Origin of the sequence: Priestia megaterium (assembly GCF_041941685.1) — a bacterium.
GTDB lineage: Bacteria > Bacillota > Bacilli > Bacillales > Bacillaceae_H > Priestia > Priestia megaterium_C.
Genome location: NZ_CP130958.1, coordinates 1176706 through 1192348, shown reverse-complemented (window position 1 = coordinate 1192348; position 15643 = coordinate 1176706). Strand labels below are relative to the sequence as shown.

Below are 15643 nucleotides of genomic sequence, written 5' to 3'. Positions count from 1 at the left end.
GTTTCTGTTTTCATTTGTTCTACTCCCTCTCTGCTCCGCACTAGCTGTATCAAACACACTAAATTTTAACACAAAATTCTTTCAATTATGAAGAAAAGAAAAAAGATCCGAACGATGAATCATTCGGATCTTTAACTAAAACACGTTTGTTCCAGCCTCTTTTGATTAAAATGTAATAACGTCTTTTGTGCCTTGCTTTTGATAGCCTGTTTTTAACAGCTTCACTTCTTTATCCGCTGGCAAGTTGGTAAATACAACTGGCGTCACAATAGACGGTGCATGCTTTTTAACATACTCTATATCCACTTGTAAAAGAGGTGTTCCTTGTTGAACACTGTCACCTTCTTGAACAAGAGCTTCGAATCCTTCTCCTTTTAAATTCACCGTATCTAACCCAACGTGAATCAAGATTTCAATTCCTTCTACTGTTTTTAAGCCAATTGCATGTTTTGTTGGGAATACGGTCATGACTTCACCGTTAATCGGTGATACGAGCGTTCCTTCAATCGGTTCAATCGCAAAGCCGTCACCCATCATTTTTTGTGAAAATACTTGATCTTCCACTTCACTAAGCGGCTTTACCACGCCTTCAAACGGTAACACAAACTCCGTGTGTGCATCTGCTTGAACAGCCTGTTGTTGTTCACCAGGTGCAGCTGTTGATGCTGTGCCGTATTTAACTAACTGATTCATTGCGTCTGCAACAAACTCTACTTCTGTTCCAACAATGACTTGAACATTTGTTTTGCTGAGCTTCATGATTCCTCTCGCTCCGTGACGCTTTAAGGCAGCTTCGTTAATGTTGCCGGCATCAGCTACTTGTAAACGAAGACGAGTCGCACAGTTATCAATTACGGTTAAGTTTTCTTTTCCGCCTAAATCTTCAATAAAGTAAGACGCCATATCAACATATTTATCGCCTGTTGCCACAACCGTTTCGTTTGACGTATCTACTTCTTCATCATCTTCACGTCCCGGTGTTTTTAAATTTAAAGCTTTGATCAGCGTGTAGAAAACGACAAAGTAAATGACTGCGTACACAATTCCAATTCCCGCTAACAGCAGCGGTTTTTGTGAAATTCCATAGTTTAAGAAGAAATCAATGGCCCCTGCTGAAAATCCAAATCCAGCGTGAATACCCAGAGCAACGGCTAAAGCCATCGAAATTCCCGTTAAAACGGCATGAATAACGTATAATAACGGTGCTACGAACATAAATAGAAATTCAATTGGTTCTGTAATTCCCGTTAAAAAAGAGGTAACAGCAAGTCCGATTAACATACCGCTGACTTGTTTGCGTTTTTCTTTTTTAGCTGCTGCAACCATCGCAAGCGCAGCTGCCGGTAGACCAAACATCATAACCGGGAAGAATCCAGACATGAATGTTCCTGCGGTTGGATCGCCTTTAAAGAAGCGGTTCAAGTCTCCCGTTACGCCGTGATAGTCTCCGAATACAAACCATACTAAGCTGTTTAACACGTGATGCAGGCCAATTGGAATCAATAGACGGTTTAAAAATCCGTATATACCTGCGCCAAGTGCTCCTGCTCCTGTAATCCACGTTCCTAAGTTGTTAATTTGATCTTGAATCGGCGGCCAGATAACTCCAAAGATTCCTGCAAGCGCGAGCATAACGACTGAAGTAATAATCGGTACAAACCGCTTTCCTGCAAAGAAGCCGAGCCACTCCGGCAGCTTAATCGCTGAGAAACGATTGTATAATAGACCAGCCGTTACCCCTGAGACGATTCCGCCGAGTACACCCATGTTAATATCTTTATCAATAGCTACAGTTCCTTTTGTTAGAACAAAATAACCGACCACTCCGGCAAGTGCTGCTGCGCCGCTTCCATCTTTTGAAAGTCCTACAGCAATTCCGAGGGCAAACAGTAGTGCTAAATTCGCAAAAATCGCATCTCCGGCTTGAGCCATAAATGGAATATCCAATAAGTCTTTTTGGCCCAAACGAAGAAGCAATGCCGCAGCAGGTAATACTGCGATTGGCAGCATAAGCGATTTACCAATACGTTGTAAAAAATTCAGCATGTTTCTATCCCCTTTGTATAACGTATTTAACCCGATGTTACGAGCAAGGATTTTCGTAACAATATTTATCGGATGACAAGTTACCGCATTCATCCCGGCCTATGATTACATCATCAGCTGAAATGACGGCGGTTTCACTGCATGGACTCATACTAGCACATAAAATATATAGTTGTCTATACCAATTTTATTTTTACAAACCTTTCTATATCAATGTTAAAAGCCCTTACAAACTTTTCTATTTTTATAAAATCACTAAACTGGTCTAGACAACTATTCCAAAAAGCGTTACACTTATATTACTACAACGAGCAAAGGAGTGTATGTATGGATACACATTCATCCATCATTATTTATAATGTAACCGTTTATAGTGAAAATCAGACATTAAAAAATGGGTATATTAAACTAACGGATAAAAAAATCACTGAAATTGGAGATATAAATCAATACGTACGTCAGCCAAAAGACCATGTCATTGAGCTTTCTCCTTCCTATAAAGTTATTCCGGGTGCCATTGATGTGCATATTCATGGCGTTAACAATGCGGATGCAATGGACGGTACGGCAGAAGCATTAAAAACAATGGCGCGCACGCTCCCAAAAGAAGGTACAACAAGCTTTTTAGCAACCACTATGACGCAGTCGAATGAAGCGGTTGAAAAAGCGCTTCGCAACGCGGGCGCTTATATCGAAGAGCAAACAAATGCGGATGCTGAAGTAGTAGGTATTCACTTAGAAGGTCCTTTTATTTCACCAAAACGTGCGGGTGCACAGCCCCCTACTCATATTCAAGATCCGAATGTGGCACTGTTTCAAGAATGGCAAAAAGCAGCCGGAGGACATATTAAACTTGTTACATTAGCTCCGGAGCAGCCAAACGGCTTAGCGCTTACTTCTTATTTAAAAGAAACAAACGTCGTCGCTTCTATTGGCCATTCTGACAGCACATATGATCAAGTTGGTGAAGCCATCGAAGCAGGAGCTTCTCATATTACGCATTTATATAACGGCATGCGCGGTCTTCACCATAGAGAGCCGGGTGTATTAGGCGCCGCTTATTTGAGAGATGAATTATTTGTAGAGCTGATTACAGACGGCATCCACTGCCGACCTGAAATGGTCAAGCTTGCGTACGATCAAATCACAAGTGAACGCATGATTCTTATCACGGATTCTCTTCGTGCCAAATGGCTAAAAAACGGTACGTATGATTTAGGAGGACAGCCTGTTCACGTAAACGACACAACGGCTACCCTTGCAGACGGAACGTTAGCAGGAAGCATCTTAAAGATGAACGATGCGATTAAAAACACGATGAGCTTTACGAACTGTTCATTAGAAGACATCGTAAAAATGACCGCCGAAAACCCAGCAAAACAGCTTAATCTGTTCGATACAAAAGGAAGCATCAAAATTGGAAAAGATGCGGATATCGTGGTGTTAAATGAAAACTTAGATGTTGAAATGACATTTTGCCGAGGCACATTGAGCTTTAAAAAGGAGGACTAACAATGAATATCATCCAAGTGAAAAATTACAGTGAAATGAGCGCAAAAGCAGCTGATATGCTGATTAGCAAACTTCATGAAAAGCCAAATATGAATCTGGGACTTGCAACGGGAGGCACGCCGAAAGGATTGTATGATCGTTTAATTCAAGATCATAAGGAGCACGGCACGTCTTATAAACACGTTACTTCCTTTAACTTAGATGAATATGTCGGAATGAAGATGCAAGATCCAAACAGCTATCACTACTATATGGCAGATGCGTTATTTAATCACATTGATATTGACGTAAGCAGCACGCACGTTCCTAACGGCCTAGCTGATACGCCTGAAGAAGAATGCCGCCGCTACGATGAAATGATTCAAAATCACGGAGGCATTGACCTTCAGATTCTTGGAATCGGCCAAAACGGACATATTGGCTTTAACGAACCTGGTACGTCATTCAATTCTCCTACTCATATTGTGACGTTAGAAGAGTCAACGCGAAAAGCGAATGCGCGCTACTTTAATTCTCTTGACGAAGTGCCTACTCAGGCTATTACAATGGGAATTGAATCGATTATGAAAAGTAAAGAAATTTTACTGCTTATCTCCGGGGAAGCCAAAGCAGAAGCGATGTATCAGCTGCTTAACGGAGAAATCACAGAGAACTTTCCTGCTTCTATTTTAAAGAAGCATCACTGTGTTACAATTATTGCGGACCAAGAAGCTTTAGCTAAAGTGAACCTTTGAAAGAATAGTCAAGTAGCCTGCCCCGGCTATAATCAATCCGTCTTTATGAAAGAAAGATATCTGACTATTAGTTAGAGCATATATAGATAATATACCTCCTCGTCTTTTTTAGATGAGGAGGTTTACATAAAGGAGAGAACTTAAGTGATTGATAAAAGCTCACCTCTTCCGATTTATTATCAAATTGAAGAACAGTTGAAAAAACAAATTGAAAACGGAGAGTTAAAACCAAATGATTCGCTTCCTTCTGAACGAGAGTTTGCAGAACGATTTGAAATCAGCAGAATGACTGTTCGCCAAGCGATTAACAATTTAGTAAACGACGGTTATTTATACCGTCAAAAAGGCCGCGGCACCTTTGTATCTGAAAAGAAACTGGAGCAGCAGCTCGTTGGATTAACGAGTTTTACAGAAGATATGAAAGCGCGCGGAATGGTGCCAAGCAGTAAGCTGCTGAGCTTTGAAATTATTGCGGCTTCAGAAAAAATTGCCGAGCAGCTGCACATTTCTCTTCATGCACCTGTTTATGAAATCAAACGTATTCGTTTAGCTGACGACGTGCCAATGGCGCTTGAAAGCGTCTATGTATCCGCTAACTTAGTCAAAGGATTAACAGAATCTATTGTTAACAACTCTCTCTATCGCTATATTGAAGAAGAGCTCGGGCTGAAAATTGGTGAAGCCAATCAAACGTTAGAATCCATCTTAGCTTCTGAAACCGAAGTGAAGCATCTTGGAATCAGCTCATATTCACCCGTTCTATTGATTCAAAGAAATACGTATTTGCAAGACGGCACGCCGCTTGAAGTGGTGAAATCTTCGTATCGAGCAGACCGCTATAAGTTTACGATTAACATGACACGATCTTAACTAAGGAGTTTTTTTATGTCTAGTTTATATCTACAGGAACTAACAAAACTGCTTGCTAAAGTGGAGGCGCATGAACAGCAGACAATGGAATCCGCAGCCGAGAAAATCTCACAGCAATTAGCTTCTCATCACCTCATTCATTTATTTGGGTGCGGTCATTCTCATATTTTAACGGAAGAAGTGTTTTACCGTTCCGGAGGGCTTGCGCCGATTCACCCTATTTTTGTAGAAGAACTGATGCTTCATAAAGGAGCTTCGCGCTCTTCACAGCTGGAGCGTAAAAACGACTATGCCTCTACCTTTATGGAAAAAGAAGATATCGTACCAGGCGATATCATGATTGTGATTTCTACGTCGGGCGTAAATCCCGTTCCGATTGATGTGGCCTTAATTGCAAAAGAAAAAGGCGCCTTTGTTATCGGGCTTACCTCTCCTTCTTATGCCACGAGCCGGGCTTCGCGACATAAAAGCGGAAAATACCTTCATGATGTCGTGGATCTTGTTATCAATAATCATATTCCAAAAGGAGACGTTCTTCTTCATCAGCAAGACATTTCTTTCGCTTCTGGTTCTACTGTAATTGGAGGCGCTATCCTAAATGATGTCCTATCTAAAGCCATCCAAAAACTGCTCAGCCGCGGCATCACGCCTCCTGTCTTTTTAAGCGGAAACATGGAAGGTTCAGATGAACATAACCAGCGGTTGATTGATGCTTACAAGGGAAGAATTACTGCCCTATAACAGCCCCCTGCGGCTGTTTTTTTGCGTAAAAAAAGATGCTTGAAAGCATCTCATCAAAGTCGGACTGTACGATTTGGACTAGATCTCCTCTTTATTAGTAGAAGTCTTGTTCACAGCACAATAACCTACTTATCCGACATAATTACTATGTTTAACATTAGTATACTCTTTTATACTTTAGGTGTCAAATAAGTTATAAGAAATTTCGTAGTGCATTCATTTGAAGATTTTTTTACGGTAATGTTCCAGCTGACTTTTAGCTTCTTTCATAATTGTTGTATGTATGATTTCATCCGTGATGTTAAAATAATTGTCTCCGTACTGATAGTCATCTATCATATCACTAATTTCAAGCCAACCTACTAACTTCGTCGGACAGTCGAGTTCAATGAACATGGTGTATAAGTGATTGGCTTCTGTTAGCGCCCTCTCTTCATGCTGCACAATTGTTTGAAGCCGCGTATAGATCAGGTAATCTGTACATTCCTGTTCACTCGGTTTCAATAAGGAAAGCTCTTTTAAAGTACGCTGAAAATAATCTTCTACTTCAAAGAGATTATAAGATGGGCGGAGAGAAGCTAAAATCGAAAGAGATAAAGAATTCTGTTCATGTTCCAGCATAGAAAGTGCCCATGGTAAATAATGTTTTTCCGCTGTGACACTCTTTTGATAAATGTAATAAAAGAGCTCGCGTGTATCCATAGAACTCCTCCTTCCTTTTTCATGCCGATACAATTTCAAATAGTTTACCATATCTATAAATCTTATCTATAAATTTCTGCTAAAGTTTTGTATAAGATTTCCTGCCGTATCTCACAAAAAAGAACCTACATCAAAACTGATGCAGGTTCTTTCCTTCATATCATGCTAATTATTTCATGTTCATTTGCCCTTGTGAGGCCCTTTCGCTACGTATATCGGTTCATAACGAGAGTGCCAATTGTCAGATCAGAATATCTGCTTTTCATGTGAGGTAATACGTTTGTTGAAGTTGCTGTTAAGTATTCCAAAACTAAACCAGTCCCTTCATAAAGCTAAGTATTTACCTTTCACAGTAGCCTTAGAAAAATTTCTATCGGCTCTGTACTATTTATATACCACGTTTCAATTGAACTAAACGAAAAAATTCATTTTAATCAAAAAATTCTTACCACAGGGATACAACCATTAACAGCGAATTACAAATGGAGCTTTAATCCTTCATGAGAAGCTGTGAACCCAAGCTTTTGATAAAAACGCAAAGCCTCTGACCTTTCCTTGTCCGTTGTTAATTGTACCAACTGACAATTACGTTCTTTCGCTCGTTCAATCGCCCATGTAATCAGCTGATATCCAACCCCTTTCCCGCGCTCTGACGAAGCGGTTCGAACTCCTTCAATCGTTGCTCTCCATCCGCCTTGTCGTACAATGTGGGGCGTAAATGTTATTTGTTGAACACCTATTACTTTACTATCTTTACATGCGACAATCAGTTCATTGTTTGGATCCCCATCAATTGCCTGAAATGCTTGAACATAAAAGTCTGGAAGCGGTAATTCGTAGCGCTCTCGTTTGCTTCCGAGCATATCATCAGCGAGCATTCCAACAATTTGATCTAAATCTTCCCGCACTGCTTCTCTAAAGGTTATTTCTCCCATTTCACACAGCACCTTTCCCTCTTCTATTTATAATGTTAAAAAGGACGCTGACGAACAAGCTCAGAATCGACGCCACAAACAAAGCAGCTGCTACGGCTCCAACTCCCATTCCTTCAAAGCCTCCTATTCTGAATATACTATATAAAAATAAAAAGATGCTTGCTAACATACCTACCAATGAAATCACATACTGAACAGGCGAGTTCTTTCTATAGAAGACATAAGACGCACTAAAAAGCAAAACAAAGAAAGCACCCATTAATCCAAATAGAGAAATCATTTATACCCTCCTCCCCCTTCAAGAAAAGGAATTTATATCCATTATATACTATCATTTTTATTTATTCTATCTAGCCCTTCAGCCACAACTAAATAGACATGACCAAAATGGCCATGTCTATTTTTCTACTATATTAAAAAGAAAGTTCTTTGAACCAAAAAGAATAAGGTGCTAAGCAAGCTTCATCAATTTCATTCATACGTTTTCTGCATCGCTGCAGCACCTCAGCAGGAATGTGTCTTTCTAAGTATGCAGATTCTCCGTTAGCTTGAATCGTTTCTTCTACTAGCTCTTCAAACACATCTAAGCATGCTAAAAACTGCGGAAAAGTTGTATTCACGAAGCGCTCGCAGTCATCGTTGGACGTATCGAGCAGCACAACTGAACCGTTTTTTTGATGAAGACAAATTGGATCTCCAGCGCCTGTTGTTCCTAAAAACCAATAGTGCTGGTAGCGAGATGATAACTCAAATGTTTCGCATAGCGTTGTTAGCTTTCCTTTGGATGAAACGAACTCTAGAAATGGTGAAGCTTCTTTGGGCAATCCTTTTTCTGTTAGCAACTTCTTTGTCTCTTTATCAATATCAAGGGGTGCAAGCTGTTCGGCATCAAACTTCATTCGTTTTTCCTGTCGTTGCATCACATTTGACAACTTCTTTCACTCCTTTTCACCATTTGCTCTTTCTTTGCTTTTGTTTATTATAAAAGAAATCCAGCTCGTATTATATGCTACAAATGAACTTAATTAGACTGAAAATTTTTCCAATCTTTATTTATATAGCCCGATTTCCTCTTTATAAACACAGGTAAAAAGAAACCGATCAGATTTTCTCCAGTGAATTCTGCTTTGAAAAATAATTCTCATTCCCTTCTTCCCTATTCAGCGTACTCTCGCCTCTTATAAACAGGCTCAACCTTTATTATTCCAATTTTTTCTACTTTTTGCAACTAGGACTTATCTCACCATTTATCCTATGAGATTAATAACTTGACAAAATACCAAAATAAGCAACAGTAATTATTTACAAATTTTTAAACTTTATGGTTTAATAGGTATGTAATTCCTGTTTTTTACTATATTTTTTGGAGGTTTAACATGAAAAAAGGGTCAATTTATCGTTTTATTGCTTTTGCTTTAATGTTCACCTTGTGTTTTAGCCAATTAGGCTTATTGAAAACACAAGCGGCAGGCAATCCTCCTGCTAATGAAAAAACATTAAGCATTGGTAAAGCAGCAAAAGGAACATTTACAGAACCAGAACAAGCACAGTGGTACAAAATTAATCCTTCTAAGCAAGAAGTAGCAAAGTTTTCACACTACCGAATTAAGCTTCAAAGTGATGATGAAGTAAACATCACGGTTTACTCTAGTCTTGAAAATGCCAAAAACAACGTGGCATTTGACCGTTATATGGGATACTCTTACAAAGATGAGCCTGCTCAGCTTGATTTTCCAATCGCTTGGACTGGCCCTTATTATGTGAAAGTTGAGTATTATGGAAGCGAAGACGGCATGATTGAAGAAGATGCGGAAGATGGTTCGACTTCTCCAGAACTACAGCCGGAAGAAAAAACAGAAGTTCCTTACACAATCAGCTATGAAGGCGCTTCACTTCCCCCTTCTCAAATGGAGGCCGAAGAATGCCCGGCTGAATTAAGTACAAGCCAAAAAGAAAACGGAAAAGGTATTTTAAAAGATTTGCGTACGATTCGCGACGCTGTGCTTTCAAAAACAGCAAGCGGAAAAGACCTTTCTTCTCTTTACTACAAAGCCGCTCCGTTTATCAGCTCTAAAATGATTATCGATAAATCGATGCGCGAACAAGTATACAAAGATTTAGTTCAGCTAAAGGGTCTATTTACAGATGTGGCGAAAAACGGTGCATCAAGCACATATATGATTACAAGTGCTGACCAAAAAGCAATCAATGATTTATACAGCATCGCTTATAAATCCGTTCCAGCTGCTTTAAAGAAAGACTTAGAAAAAGTAGCAGCACAGACAAAATTAAAAGACGTAACGGACTTAAACGTATCGTCTGTATTAGTAAGAGCTAAATTAGTCAGCGCAAACAGCGTTTCAACAAAAGCTGAAACTCGCTATATCGTTAAATTAAAAGATGGTGCAAATGCTAAATCATTCAAAACAAAAGCACAGTCAAAATCAGCAAGCATTGAATCTATTAATCCATTAAAACAATCAGCTGCTTCTTTTGATAATATGTTTGTTATTCAATTAGATGACAGCAATGCAAAAAGCTTCAGCACGTCATCTGCTCAAGGTAAAATGACGGCAAAACAAATTCAGGCACTTCCTGAAACTGAATTTATCGAGCCAGTTCAAGAGTATCACGCTCTTTCGATGGATTCACAATATCCGTATCAATGGTCATTAAACAATACGGGTAAAAATGATGGTACTCAACATGCCGATATTCAATATGAATCGCTTGAAAAATTACTAAACGGTCAAAAATTAAAAGATACAGTTATTGCCGTTGCCGATACGGGCGTCGATTCATCACTAGCTGATTTAAAAGGCGTCGTGGATACAAAAACAGGCTATAATTACGTTGATCGTTCGTCAAATGCAACTGATGACAACGGACACGGAACTCACGTAGCAGGTATTATCGCAGCCTCTGCAAACAATAACTATTCAATGGCCGGCATCAATTCTCACGCTAAAATTTTACCGGTTAAAATTCTAGACGCATCTGGAAGCGGAGATACAGAACAAATTGCGTACGGTATTAAATACGCGGTTGATCACGGTGCAAAAGTCATTAACTTAAGCCTTGGCGGATCTTACAGCCGCGTGCTTGAATATTCGTTAAAATACGCATACGATCATAACGTAACGGTTGTAGCTGCAAGTGGAAATGACGGTATGGAAGAGCTCTCTTACCCTGCTTCATCTGCCTATGCGATATCAGTAGGCGCATCAAACCGTTTAGATATCGTATCTGACTACTCAAACTATGGAAAAGGATTAGATATTACAGCTCCTGGCTCTGATATTCCAAGTCTTGTTCCAGACGGGAACGTCACTTATTTAAGCGGAACATCAATGGCAACACCTCACGTGGCAGCCGTTGCGGGATTATTGCTATCACGAAACCCAGGCTTAAAGCCAAAAGACGTTGAAAAACGCCTAACGGATACAGCTAAAGATATTAAATTTGATGAAAAAGATGCTCCTGTATACGATGATGAAGAAAGTCCAGCAGAACCCCCTGCTCCAGGCTATGATTACGTATCAGGATGGGGACGTTTAAATGCGTACAGCGCGGTAAGTGCACAGCAGCTGCAAGCGCAGGTAAATACATTTGTCAGCACGCAAAAAATTGTTACAGGTAAAGCTCAAAGCGGTTCAACTGTTAAAGTAATGAACGGCTCAAAAACACTTGGCACAGCCAAAGCCGATGCAAAAAATACGTTCTCTGTGAACATTCCAGCTCAAAAAGCTGATACCGTTTTACAAGTGGTTGTCACAAACGGAAAAGCAAGTACGAGCATTCGTGCAGTTGTTCAAAAAGCACCTGCCAAACCAGCGGTAAAAGCCGTAACGAATAAAGATGAGTATGTAACAGGAACGTCTAAAGCGAATTTTACGGTAAATGTTAAAAACAGCGCCAAGAAAGTGATTGCTTCAGCAAAAGCTGATGCAAAAGGCGCGTTCAAAGTGAAAATTCCAAAACAAAAAGAAAATACAGTTTTGTATATCACGGCTACAAACAGCCAACAACAAGAAAGTGAAGAAGCAAAAGTAACGGTTCGTGACGTTATTGCTCCAAATGCACCTAAAGTAAATCCAGTCAGCGACGCGGATACGGCTATTAAAGGAACAACAGAAGCAAATGCATCTGTTGTAGCGAAAGTGAACAACAAAGAAATCGGCAAAGCAAAAGCCAATGCAAAAGGTCAGTACAGCATAACAATTAAAAAACAAAAAGCAGGTACAGCAATCAGCGTAACAGCAGCAGACGCAGCCAACAACACAAGTAAAGCTACGACTGTAAAAGTGAGCGATAAAACTCCCCCTGCTGCACCAAGCGTAAATGCTGTCACAACAAAAAGCACGGCTGTAACGGGTAAAGCAGAATCAAATGCTACCGTAACGGTAACAGTAAACAAAAAAAGCATTGGCTCTGCTGCTGCTAACAGCAAAGGGCAATACTCCGTAAAAATTAAAAAGCAAAAAGAAAAAACAGTCTTAAGCGTAACTGCAAAAGACAAAGCGAACAATACGAGTAAAGCAACAGCAAAAACGGTGACAAAATAACAAAAAGGCGCTTGGCTTATGGCCAAGTGCCTTTTTTGTTATAAAAGCTGTTTGTTTTTAAAGTATTTCCACATTCCCCACGTTAACACAATTAACATAACAATAATAACAGCAGTAGCCCAGTGGGAATTTTGATATGGAATCGGTACGTTCATCCCAAAAAATCCGGTTACGAACGTCAGCGGAAGCATAATCGTTGAAATCAGCGTTAAGACGTTCAGCTTTTCAGATGAAGTTGCATTGGTAATAGAATAATACGTATCAAGTGCACTGTTTACGAGGTCTCTAAATGTTTCAGCAGAGTCTACAATACGCTCTAAGTGGTCAAGCAAGTCAATGTAGAAAGGAACATTTTCTTCTCGTATGTCGAATTTCCACTTTCCATTCACCGTTAAGAAAATTCGGCGCTGAGGCAGAATAACGCGCCGGATTAAGATAATCGTTCTTTTTAACGCCAAGAACTCTTCCGTCACTCCGCGCACTTCTTTGTTGTAGATTTCATCTTCTAATTCATCAATACGCATGTCAATTCGGTCTAAAATCGGAAAATATTCGTCCGTGATGCCATCAATCAAAGCGTACAGTAAAAAGTCGGCGCCGCGGTTCATAAACTTTGGATAGCGTGAGCACACAGCATCCATTTTGCGAAGCCAGCCCATTTTATGTTTATGAATCGTCACTACGTAATTTGATCCGACAAAGGCATTTAACTCAAGCGTCGTAATCTCGTCATCACTTTCTTCGTTATAGCGAAGCGCGTGAAAAACGAAAAATTTATAGTCTTCGTAATCATCCATTTTAGCGCGAGGACTGTCGTGTAAGCAGTCTTCAATCGCCAATGGGTGAAAATCGAATAATTTAGCAATTTGAGCAAGCTCTTGTCCGTGGACATCATACAGATCAATCCACAGCAAATTATCAGGATTGCGCAATTTTTCATGCACGTCTCCTAAATCAAGATTCGTTACCATTTCTTTTGTTTCATCATCATATAAGTATGTTTTAATCATTGATTTTTCACCTCACATCATTGAGGCATTAAGGAGTATTTTCCTTCGTTGAAATGAGAGGAACATATACACCTTTGTTGCCCCTATCTTGTTTTGCAGTAACCTTCATCGAAATGGGGTCATCAGTGCCCATTCATCTCACCTCCTAATTAGTTGAAGGAACGCTGATTTGTAATACAGCTACTTCACAAAGTTTAATTTTAACATACAATCCAACTCTAGCGTAGCGCTTTTTTCAAAACCTTTCCCTCACCATTTAAAGTTTCAAACAAAACTTCCAATACTATAAAAGCAGTTATAATCGGCAATCGATAACTAAGACCTCTTGAATCCTCCCACAAAGGTTCACCTAATCGTAGGCGATCAACCCCGCAAGGGGGATCGCCTACGATTAGGTCTAGAATATCTACCATGGCCGGTCTTTGGTCATGATAGATATTCTACATCGATAAACATTATATGGGTGATGGTGAAAAACGTGTAGGAATTTTTAGACTTTCATCGAATACTTACTTAACAAACTTAGATTACGAAAAGGACTGATGATACATGCATTTCAAACGTGAAGAACCGTTTCGCTTTTTATTTGAGACTCCCATTGTTGGAACGTTTTCCATTGCTAAATACGACAACAAAGAAATCGATTCTAAGCCAGGTCCTTTGTCTGTTATCGACCTTTCACCGAAAGGAATCAAAATAATTACGCCGCTTGATTTACCTATTTTCAACCATCAAATTCAGCTAAAAATCAGCTTTTATTTAAATGAAAAACCCATCCATATTACCGGACTTTGCGTATGGAAAGAAAAACGGCACACCGAATATCTTTATGGCATTGAAGCGTTTAACGATGTGGAAGAGCAAGCGATCTTAATTACAGAACTCAAAACCTATGCCAAGAAAAAGCAAGATAAGCAATAAAAATAGCGCTCATTTGTTTTACTCCCCTTTTAAGATGGCAATACTACGAACGACTTCGATAGAAAAAGGTGAGACGATGAGCAGCAAAGCAAAAAAAGAGTGGATTGGCGGTCTCGTACTATTTTTACTCGTCAGTTTTGTCAGCATCACATTTGCAGGCTATCATACGGTGAAAGCTGCCGTTGATCAAACGTATGTACCGCTTGAGCATGGTAACAAAACACACGTCAATTTAAAAAAAGGGCAACCGTTTTCCCTGCTTTTAATTCAAGAGAACCATCAAAATACGTCATTTGTATATATGACTGTTAATAAGCAGCATGAATCAATAAAAATGACCCACTTGCCAGGGTCAACTCAGCTCGGCAATGAAACACTGCGAACGATTTATCACCAAGGAAATATGAATGCTGTCGTAAAGAACGTCGAAACGTATGCAAAGCTTCCTGTTGATTATTATGTCAAAATGGATCAGCAGTCAGTCGTCGATGCTGTAAATAAATTAGGCGGCATTATCGTCACAAACAAACGTGCTTTTGAACATAGCAACATTGTTTTTCCAAAAGGATCGATTCGCCTGAACGGAAAAGAAGCGCTTGTTTTTTTAAAGGAGCGTAATGAGCAAGACATCTTTACTGCGCATGAAAGACAGCTATCCGTCGCGAAAGCTATTTTCAGCCAAGCAGCTACGATTCCCAATGTTGCAAAGCTGCACTCTCTTGTATTTACGCTCGCTGACCACATTGAAACCAACGCAACCTTTAATGATATCAAACGGATTCAAAAAACCTACAAACCGGCCGTTTCTCACGTAGACAAGCAGCAGTTTCCCCAAAACGAATGGAACCAAAGACAAGTCACAACGCGGCTGTACAAGCACTTAGAACGTAACGAGCTGTTTTTATAAAAAACGCCTCACGAAAAAAACCATTGACCGCAGGCTCAATGGTTTTTTATGCTACTTATCTTCAGCACGCACAACTTTCTCATTTATTTTAATAACAACTTTTTCATCACGTTCATAGCCCTTCTTATAAGAAGAATGATCATTAGGCGGCCCAATCACAACCGTATCCGTAATCGGAGCAATGGCTTCTGCTACTTCACTTCCGCTTACGCCGTATGCTTTTTGAAACACGATCGGAGGCGTTAAGCGCAGCACGTCGGATCCTTCTGTAGACTCAAATTGATCATTGTTAAAAAAGAGATGAAGATGCGCTTCTTCCGATAGGGGCTCAATCCAATGCCACCAGCCCATCGGTATAAAAACAACTTCGCCTTCTTTTATCCGGTAATTGTGCATGCTGCTTGTATCAGGGTCCAAGACAGACACCTGCACTTCACCTGAAACGACAACATCTAATTCCCACGCGTTTGGATGCCAGTGCGGTTCTCTCATATGCCCTTTCGTCATATATAAATCAACAAAAGCACCTCCGAGCATAGCAGGCAGCTGAGTTGAGGTTAGTTGATACGCTATATTTTGGTCGTTTCGTTTGAACAGGATATTTTGCTTATAATTCACTGACAGATTAGGCGTTCCTGAGCTTTTTTTAATATTTGAATTATCCGGCACAAATCCAGATTTACTCATAGTGTCATACCCT

General features: G+C 39.9%; 14 protein-coding genes. 7 read left to right on the top strand and 7 right to left on the bottom strand.

Annotated elements, in window-relative coordinates; translation table 11 throughout:
• Positions 1–165 precede the first annotated feature (165 nt).
• Positions 166–2046: an N-acetylglucosamine-specific PTS transporter subunit IIBC gene (gene nagE / locus Q5794_RS06230; protein WP_374988884.1), complete on the bottom strand. Its 1881-nt coding sequence runs from the start codon at positions 2044–2046 to the stop codon at positions 166–168.
• Positions 2047–2373: 327 nt separating this feature from the next.
• On the opposite strand from nagE, the gene nagA reads away from it, so the two are divergent.
• The 4 genes from nagA (at position 2374) to Q5794_RS06210 (ending at position 5903) form a co-directional block, all read left to right on the top strand.
• A complete protein-coding gene (gene nagA / locus Q5794_RS06225; protein WP_214985436.1) occupies positions 2374–3558 on the top strand; it encodes an N-acetylglucosamine-6-phosphate deacetylase in 1185 nt (394 codons plus the stop codon).
• A 2-nt stretch (positions 3559–3560) separates the two neighbouring features.
• Positions 3561–4292 (top strand): glucosamine-6-phosphate deaminase, encoded by a 732-nt coding sequence (nagB, locus tag Q5794_RS06220; RefSeq protein WP_192996877.1) that lies wholly within the window; start codon positions 3561–3563, stop codon positions 4290–4292.
• A 144-nt stretch (positions 4293–4436) separates the two neighbouring features.
• On the top strand, positions 4437–5162 hold the full coding sequence (locus Q5794_RS06215) for a GntR family transcriptional regulator (protein ID WP_214985430.1): 726 nt from the start codon (positions 4437–4439) through the stop codon (positions 5160–5162).
• Between the two features lie 15 nt (positions 5163–5177).
• On the top strand, positions 5178–5903 hold the full coding sequence (locus Q5794_RS06210) for an SIS domain-containing protein (protein ID WP_328244536.1): 726 nt from the start codon (positions 5178–5180) through the stop codon (positions 5901–5903).
• A 216-nt stretch (positions 5904–6119) separates the two neighbouring features.
• Here the strand turns inward: Q5794_RS06210 and Q5794_RS06205 are convergent, their stop codons facing one another.
• From Q5794_RS06205 to Q5794_RS06190, 4 genes are all read right to left on the bottom strand, one after another.
• Positions 6120–6605 (bottom strand): hypothetical protein, encoded by a 486-nt coding sequence (locus Q5794_RS06205; RefSeq protein ID WP_192996874.1) that lies wholly within the window; start codon positions 6603–6605, stop codon positions 6120–6122.
• A 476-nt stretch (positions 6606–7081) separates the two neighbouring features.
• Complete coding sequence (locus Q5794_RS06200; protein WP_214985422.1) at positions 7082–7540, bottom strand: GNAT family N-acetyltransferase; 459 nt, start codon at positions 7538–7540, stop codon at positions 7082–7084.
• Between the two features lies 1 nt (position 7541).
• Positions 7542–7820 (bottom strand): YesK family protein, encoded by a 279-nt coding sequence (locus tag Q5794_RS06195; RefSeq protein ID WP_192996872.1) that lies wholly within the window; start codon positions 7818–7820, stop codon positions 7542–7544.
• Between the two features lie 133 nt (positions 7821–7953).
• Positions 7954–8463, bottom strand: coding sequence for an SUKH-4 family immunity protein (locus Q5794_RS06190; RefSeq protein ID WP_268587865.1), 510 nt, complete (start codon positions 8461–8463; stop codon positions 7954–7956).
• Positions 8464–8916: 453 nt separating this feature from the next.
• Here Q5794_RS06190 and Q5794_RS06185 point away from each other — a divergent pair, with 453 nt between their 5' ends.
• Positions 8917–12105 carry an Ig-like domain-containing protein gene (locus Q5794_RS06185; RefSeq protein ID WP_374988883.1) on the top strand — a complete coding sequence of 1063 codons (3189 nt, stop codon included), beginning with the start codon at positions 8917–8919 and terminating at the stop codon, positions 12103–12105.
• 38 nt (positions 12106–12143) lie between these two features.
• On the opposite strand, the gene corA is transcribed toward Q5794_RS06185, so the two are convergent.
• A complete protein-coding gene (gene corA / locus Q5794_RS06180) occupies positions 12144–13115 on the bottom strand; it encodes a magnesium/cobalt transporter CorA (protein WP_013055874.1) in 972 nt (323 codons plus the stop codon).
• Positions 13116–13664: 549 nt separating this feature from the next.
• Here corA and Q5794_RS06175 point away from each other — a divergent pair.
• A complete protein-coding gene (locus Q5794_RS06175) occupies positions 13665–14036 on the top strand; it encodes a PilZ domain-containing protein (protein WP_028407825.1) in 372 nt (123 codons plus the stop codon).
• Between the two features lie 76 nt (positions 14037–14112).
• Positions 14113–14943: an LCP family protein gene (locus Q5794_RS06170; protein ID WP_374988882.1), complete on the top strand. Its 831-nt coding sequence runs from the start codon at positions 14113–14115 to the stop codon at positions 14941–14943.
• 51 nt (positions 14944–14994) lie between these two features.
• Here Q5794_RS06170 and Q5794_RS06165 read toward each other — a convergent pair whose 3' ends face one another.
• A complete protein-coding gene (locus tag Q5794_RS06165) occupies positions 14995–15630 on the bottom strand; it encodes a cupin domain-containing protein (protein WP_374988881.1) in 636 nt (211 codons plus the stop codon).
• Between the last annotated feature and the right edge of the window lie 13 nt (positions 15631–15643).

Bases quoted from the DNA above. Each gene is read 5' to 3' on its own strand.
- Q5794_RS06195 (WP_192996872.1), bottom strand. From the start codon at position 7,820: ATGATTTCTCTATTTGGATTAATGGGTGCTTTCTTTGTTTTGCTTTTT.
- Q5794_RS06185 (WP_374988883.1), top strand. From the start codon at position 8,917: ATGAAAAAAGGGTCAATTTATCGTTTTATTGCTTTTGCTTTAATGTTC.
- nagA (WP_214985436.1), top strand. From the start codon at position 2,374: ATGGATACACATTCATCCATCATTATTTATAATGTAACCGTTTATAGT.
- Q5794_RS06200 (WP_214985422.1), bottom strand. From the start codon at position 7,540: ATGGGAGAAATAACCTTTAGAGAAGCAGTGCGGGAAGATTTAGATCAA.
- Q5794_RS06165 (WP_374988881.1), bottom strand. From the start codon at position 15,630: ATGAGTAAATCTGGATTTGTGCCGGATAATTCAAATATTAAAAAAAGC.
- nagB (WP_192996877.1), top strand. From the start codon at position 3,561: ATGAATATCATCCAAGTGAAAAATTACAGTGAAATGAGCGCAAAAGCA.
- Q5794_RS06170 (WP_374988882.1), top strand. From the start codon at position 14,113: ATGAGCAGCAAAGCAAAAAAAGAGTGGATTGGCGGTCTCGTACTATTT.
- Q5794_RS06175 (WP_028407825.1), top strand. From the start codon at position 13,665: ATGCATTTCAAACGTGAAGAACCGTTTCGCTTTTTATTTGAGACTCCC.
- corA (WP_013055874.1), bottom strand. From the start codon at position 13,115: ATGATTAAAACATACTTATATGATGATGAAACAAAAGAAATGGTAACG.
- Q5794_RS06210 (WP_328244536.1), top strand. From the start codon at position 5,178: ATGTCTAGTTTATATCTACAGGAACTAACAAAACTGCTTGCTAAAGTG.
- nagE (WP_374988884.1), bottom strand. From the start codon at position 2,046: ATGCTGAATTTTTTACAACGTATTGGTAAATCGCTTATGCTGCCAATC.
- Q5794_RS06205 (WP_192996874.1), bottom strand. From the start codon at position 6,605: ATGGATACACGCGAGCTCTTTTATTACATTTATCAAAAGAGTGTCACA.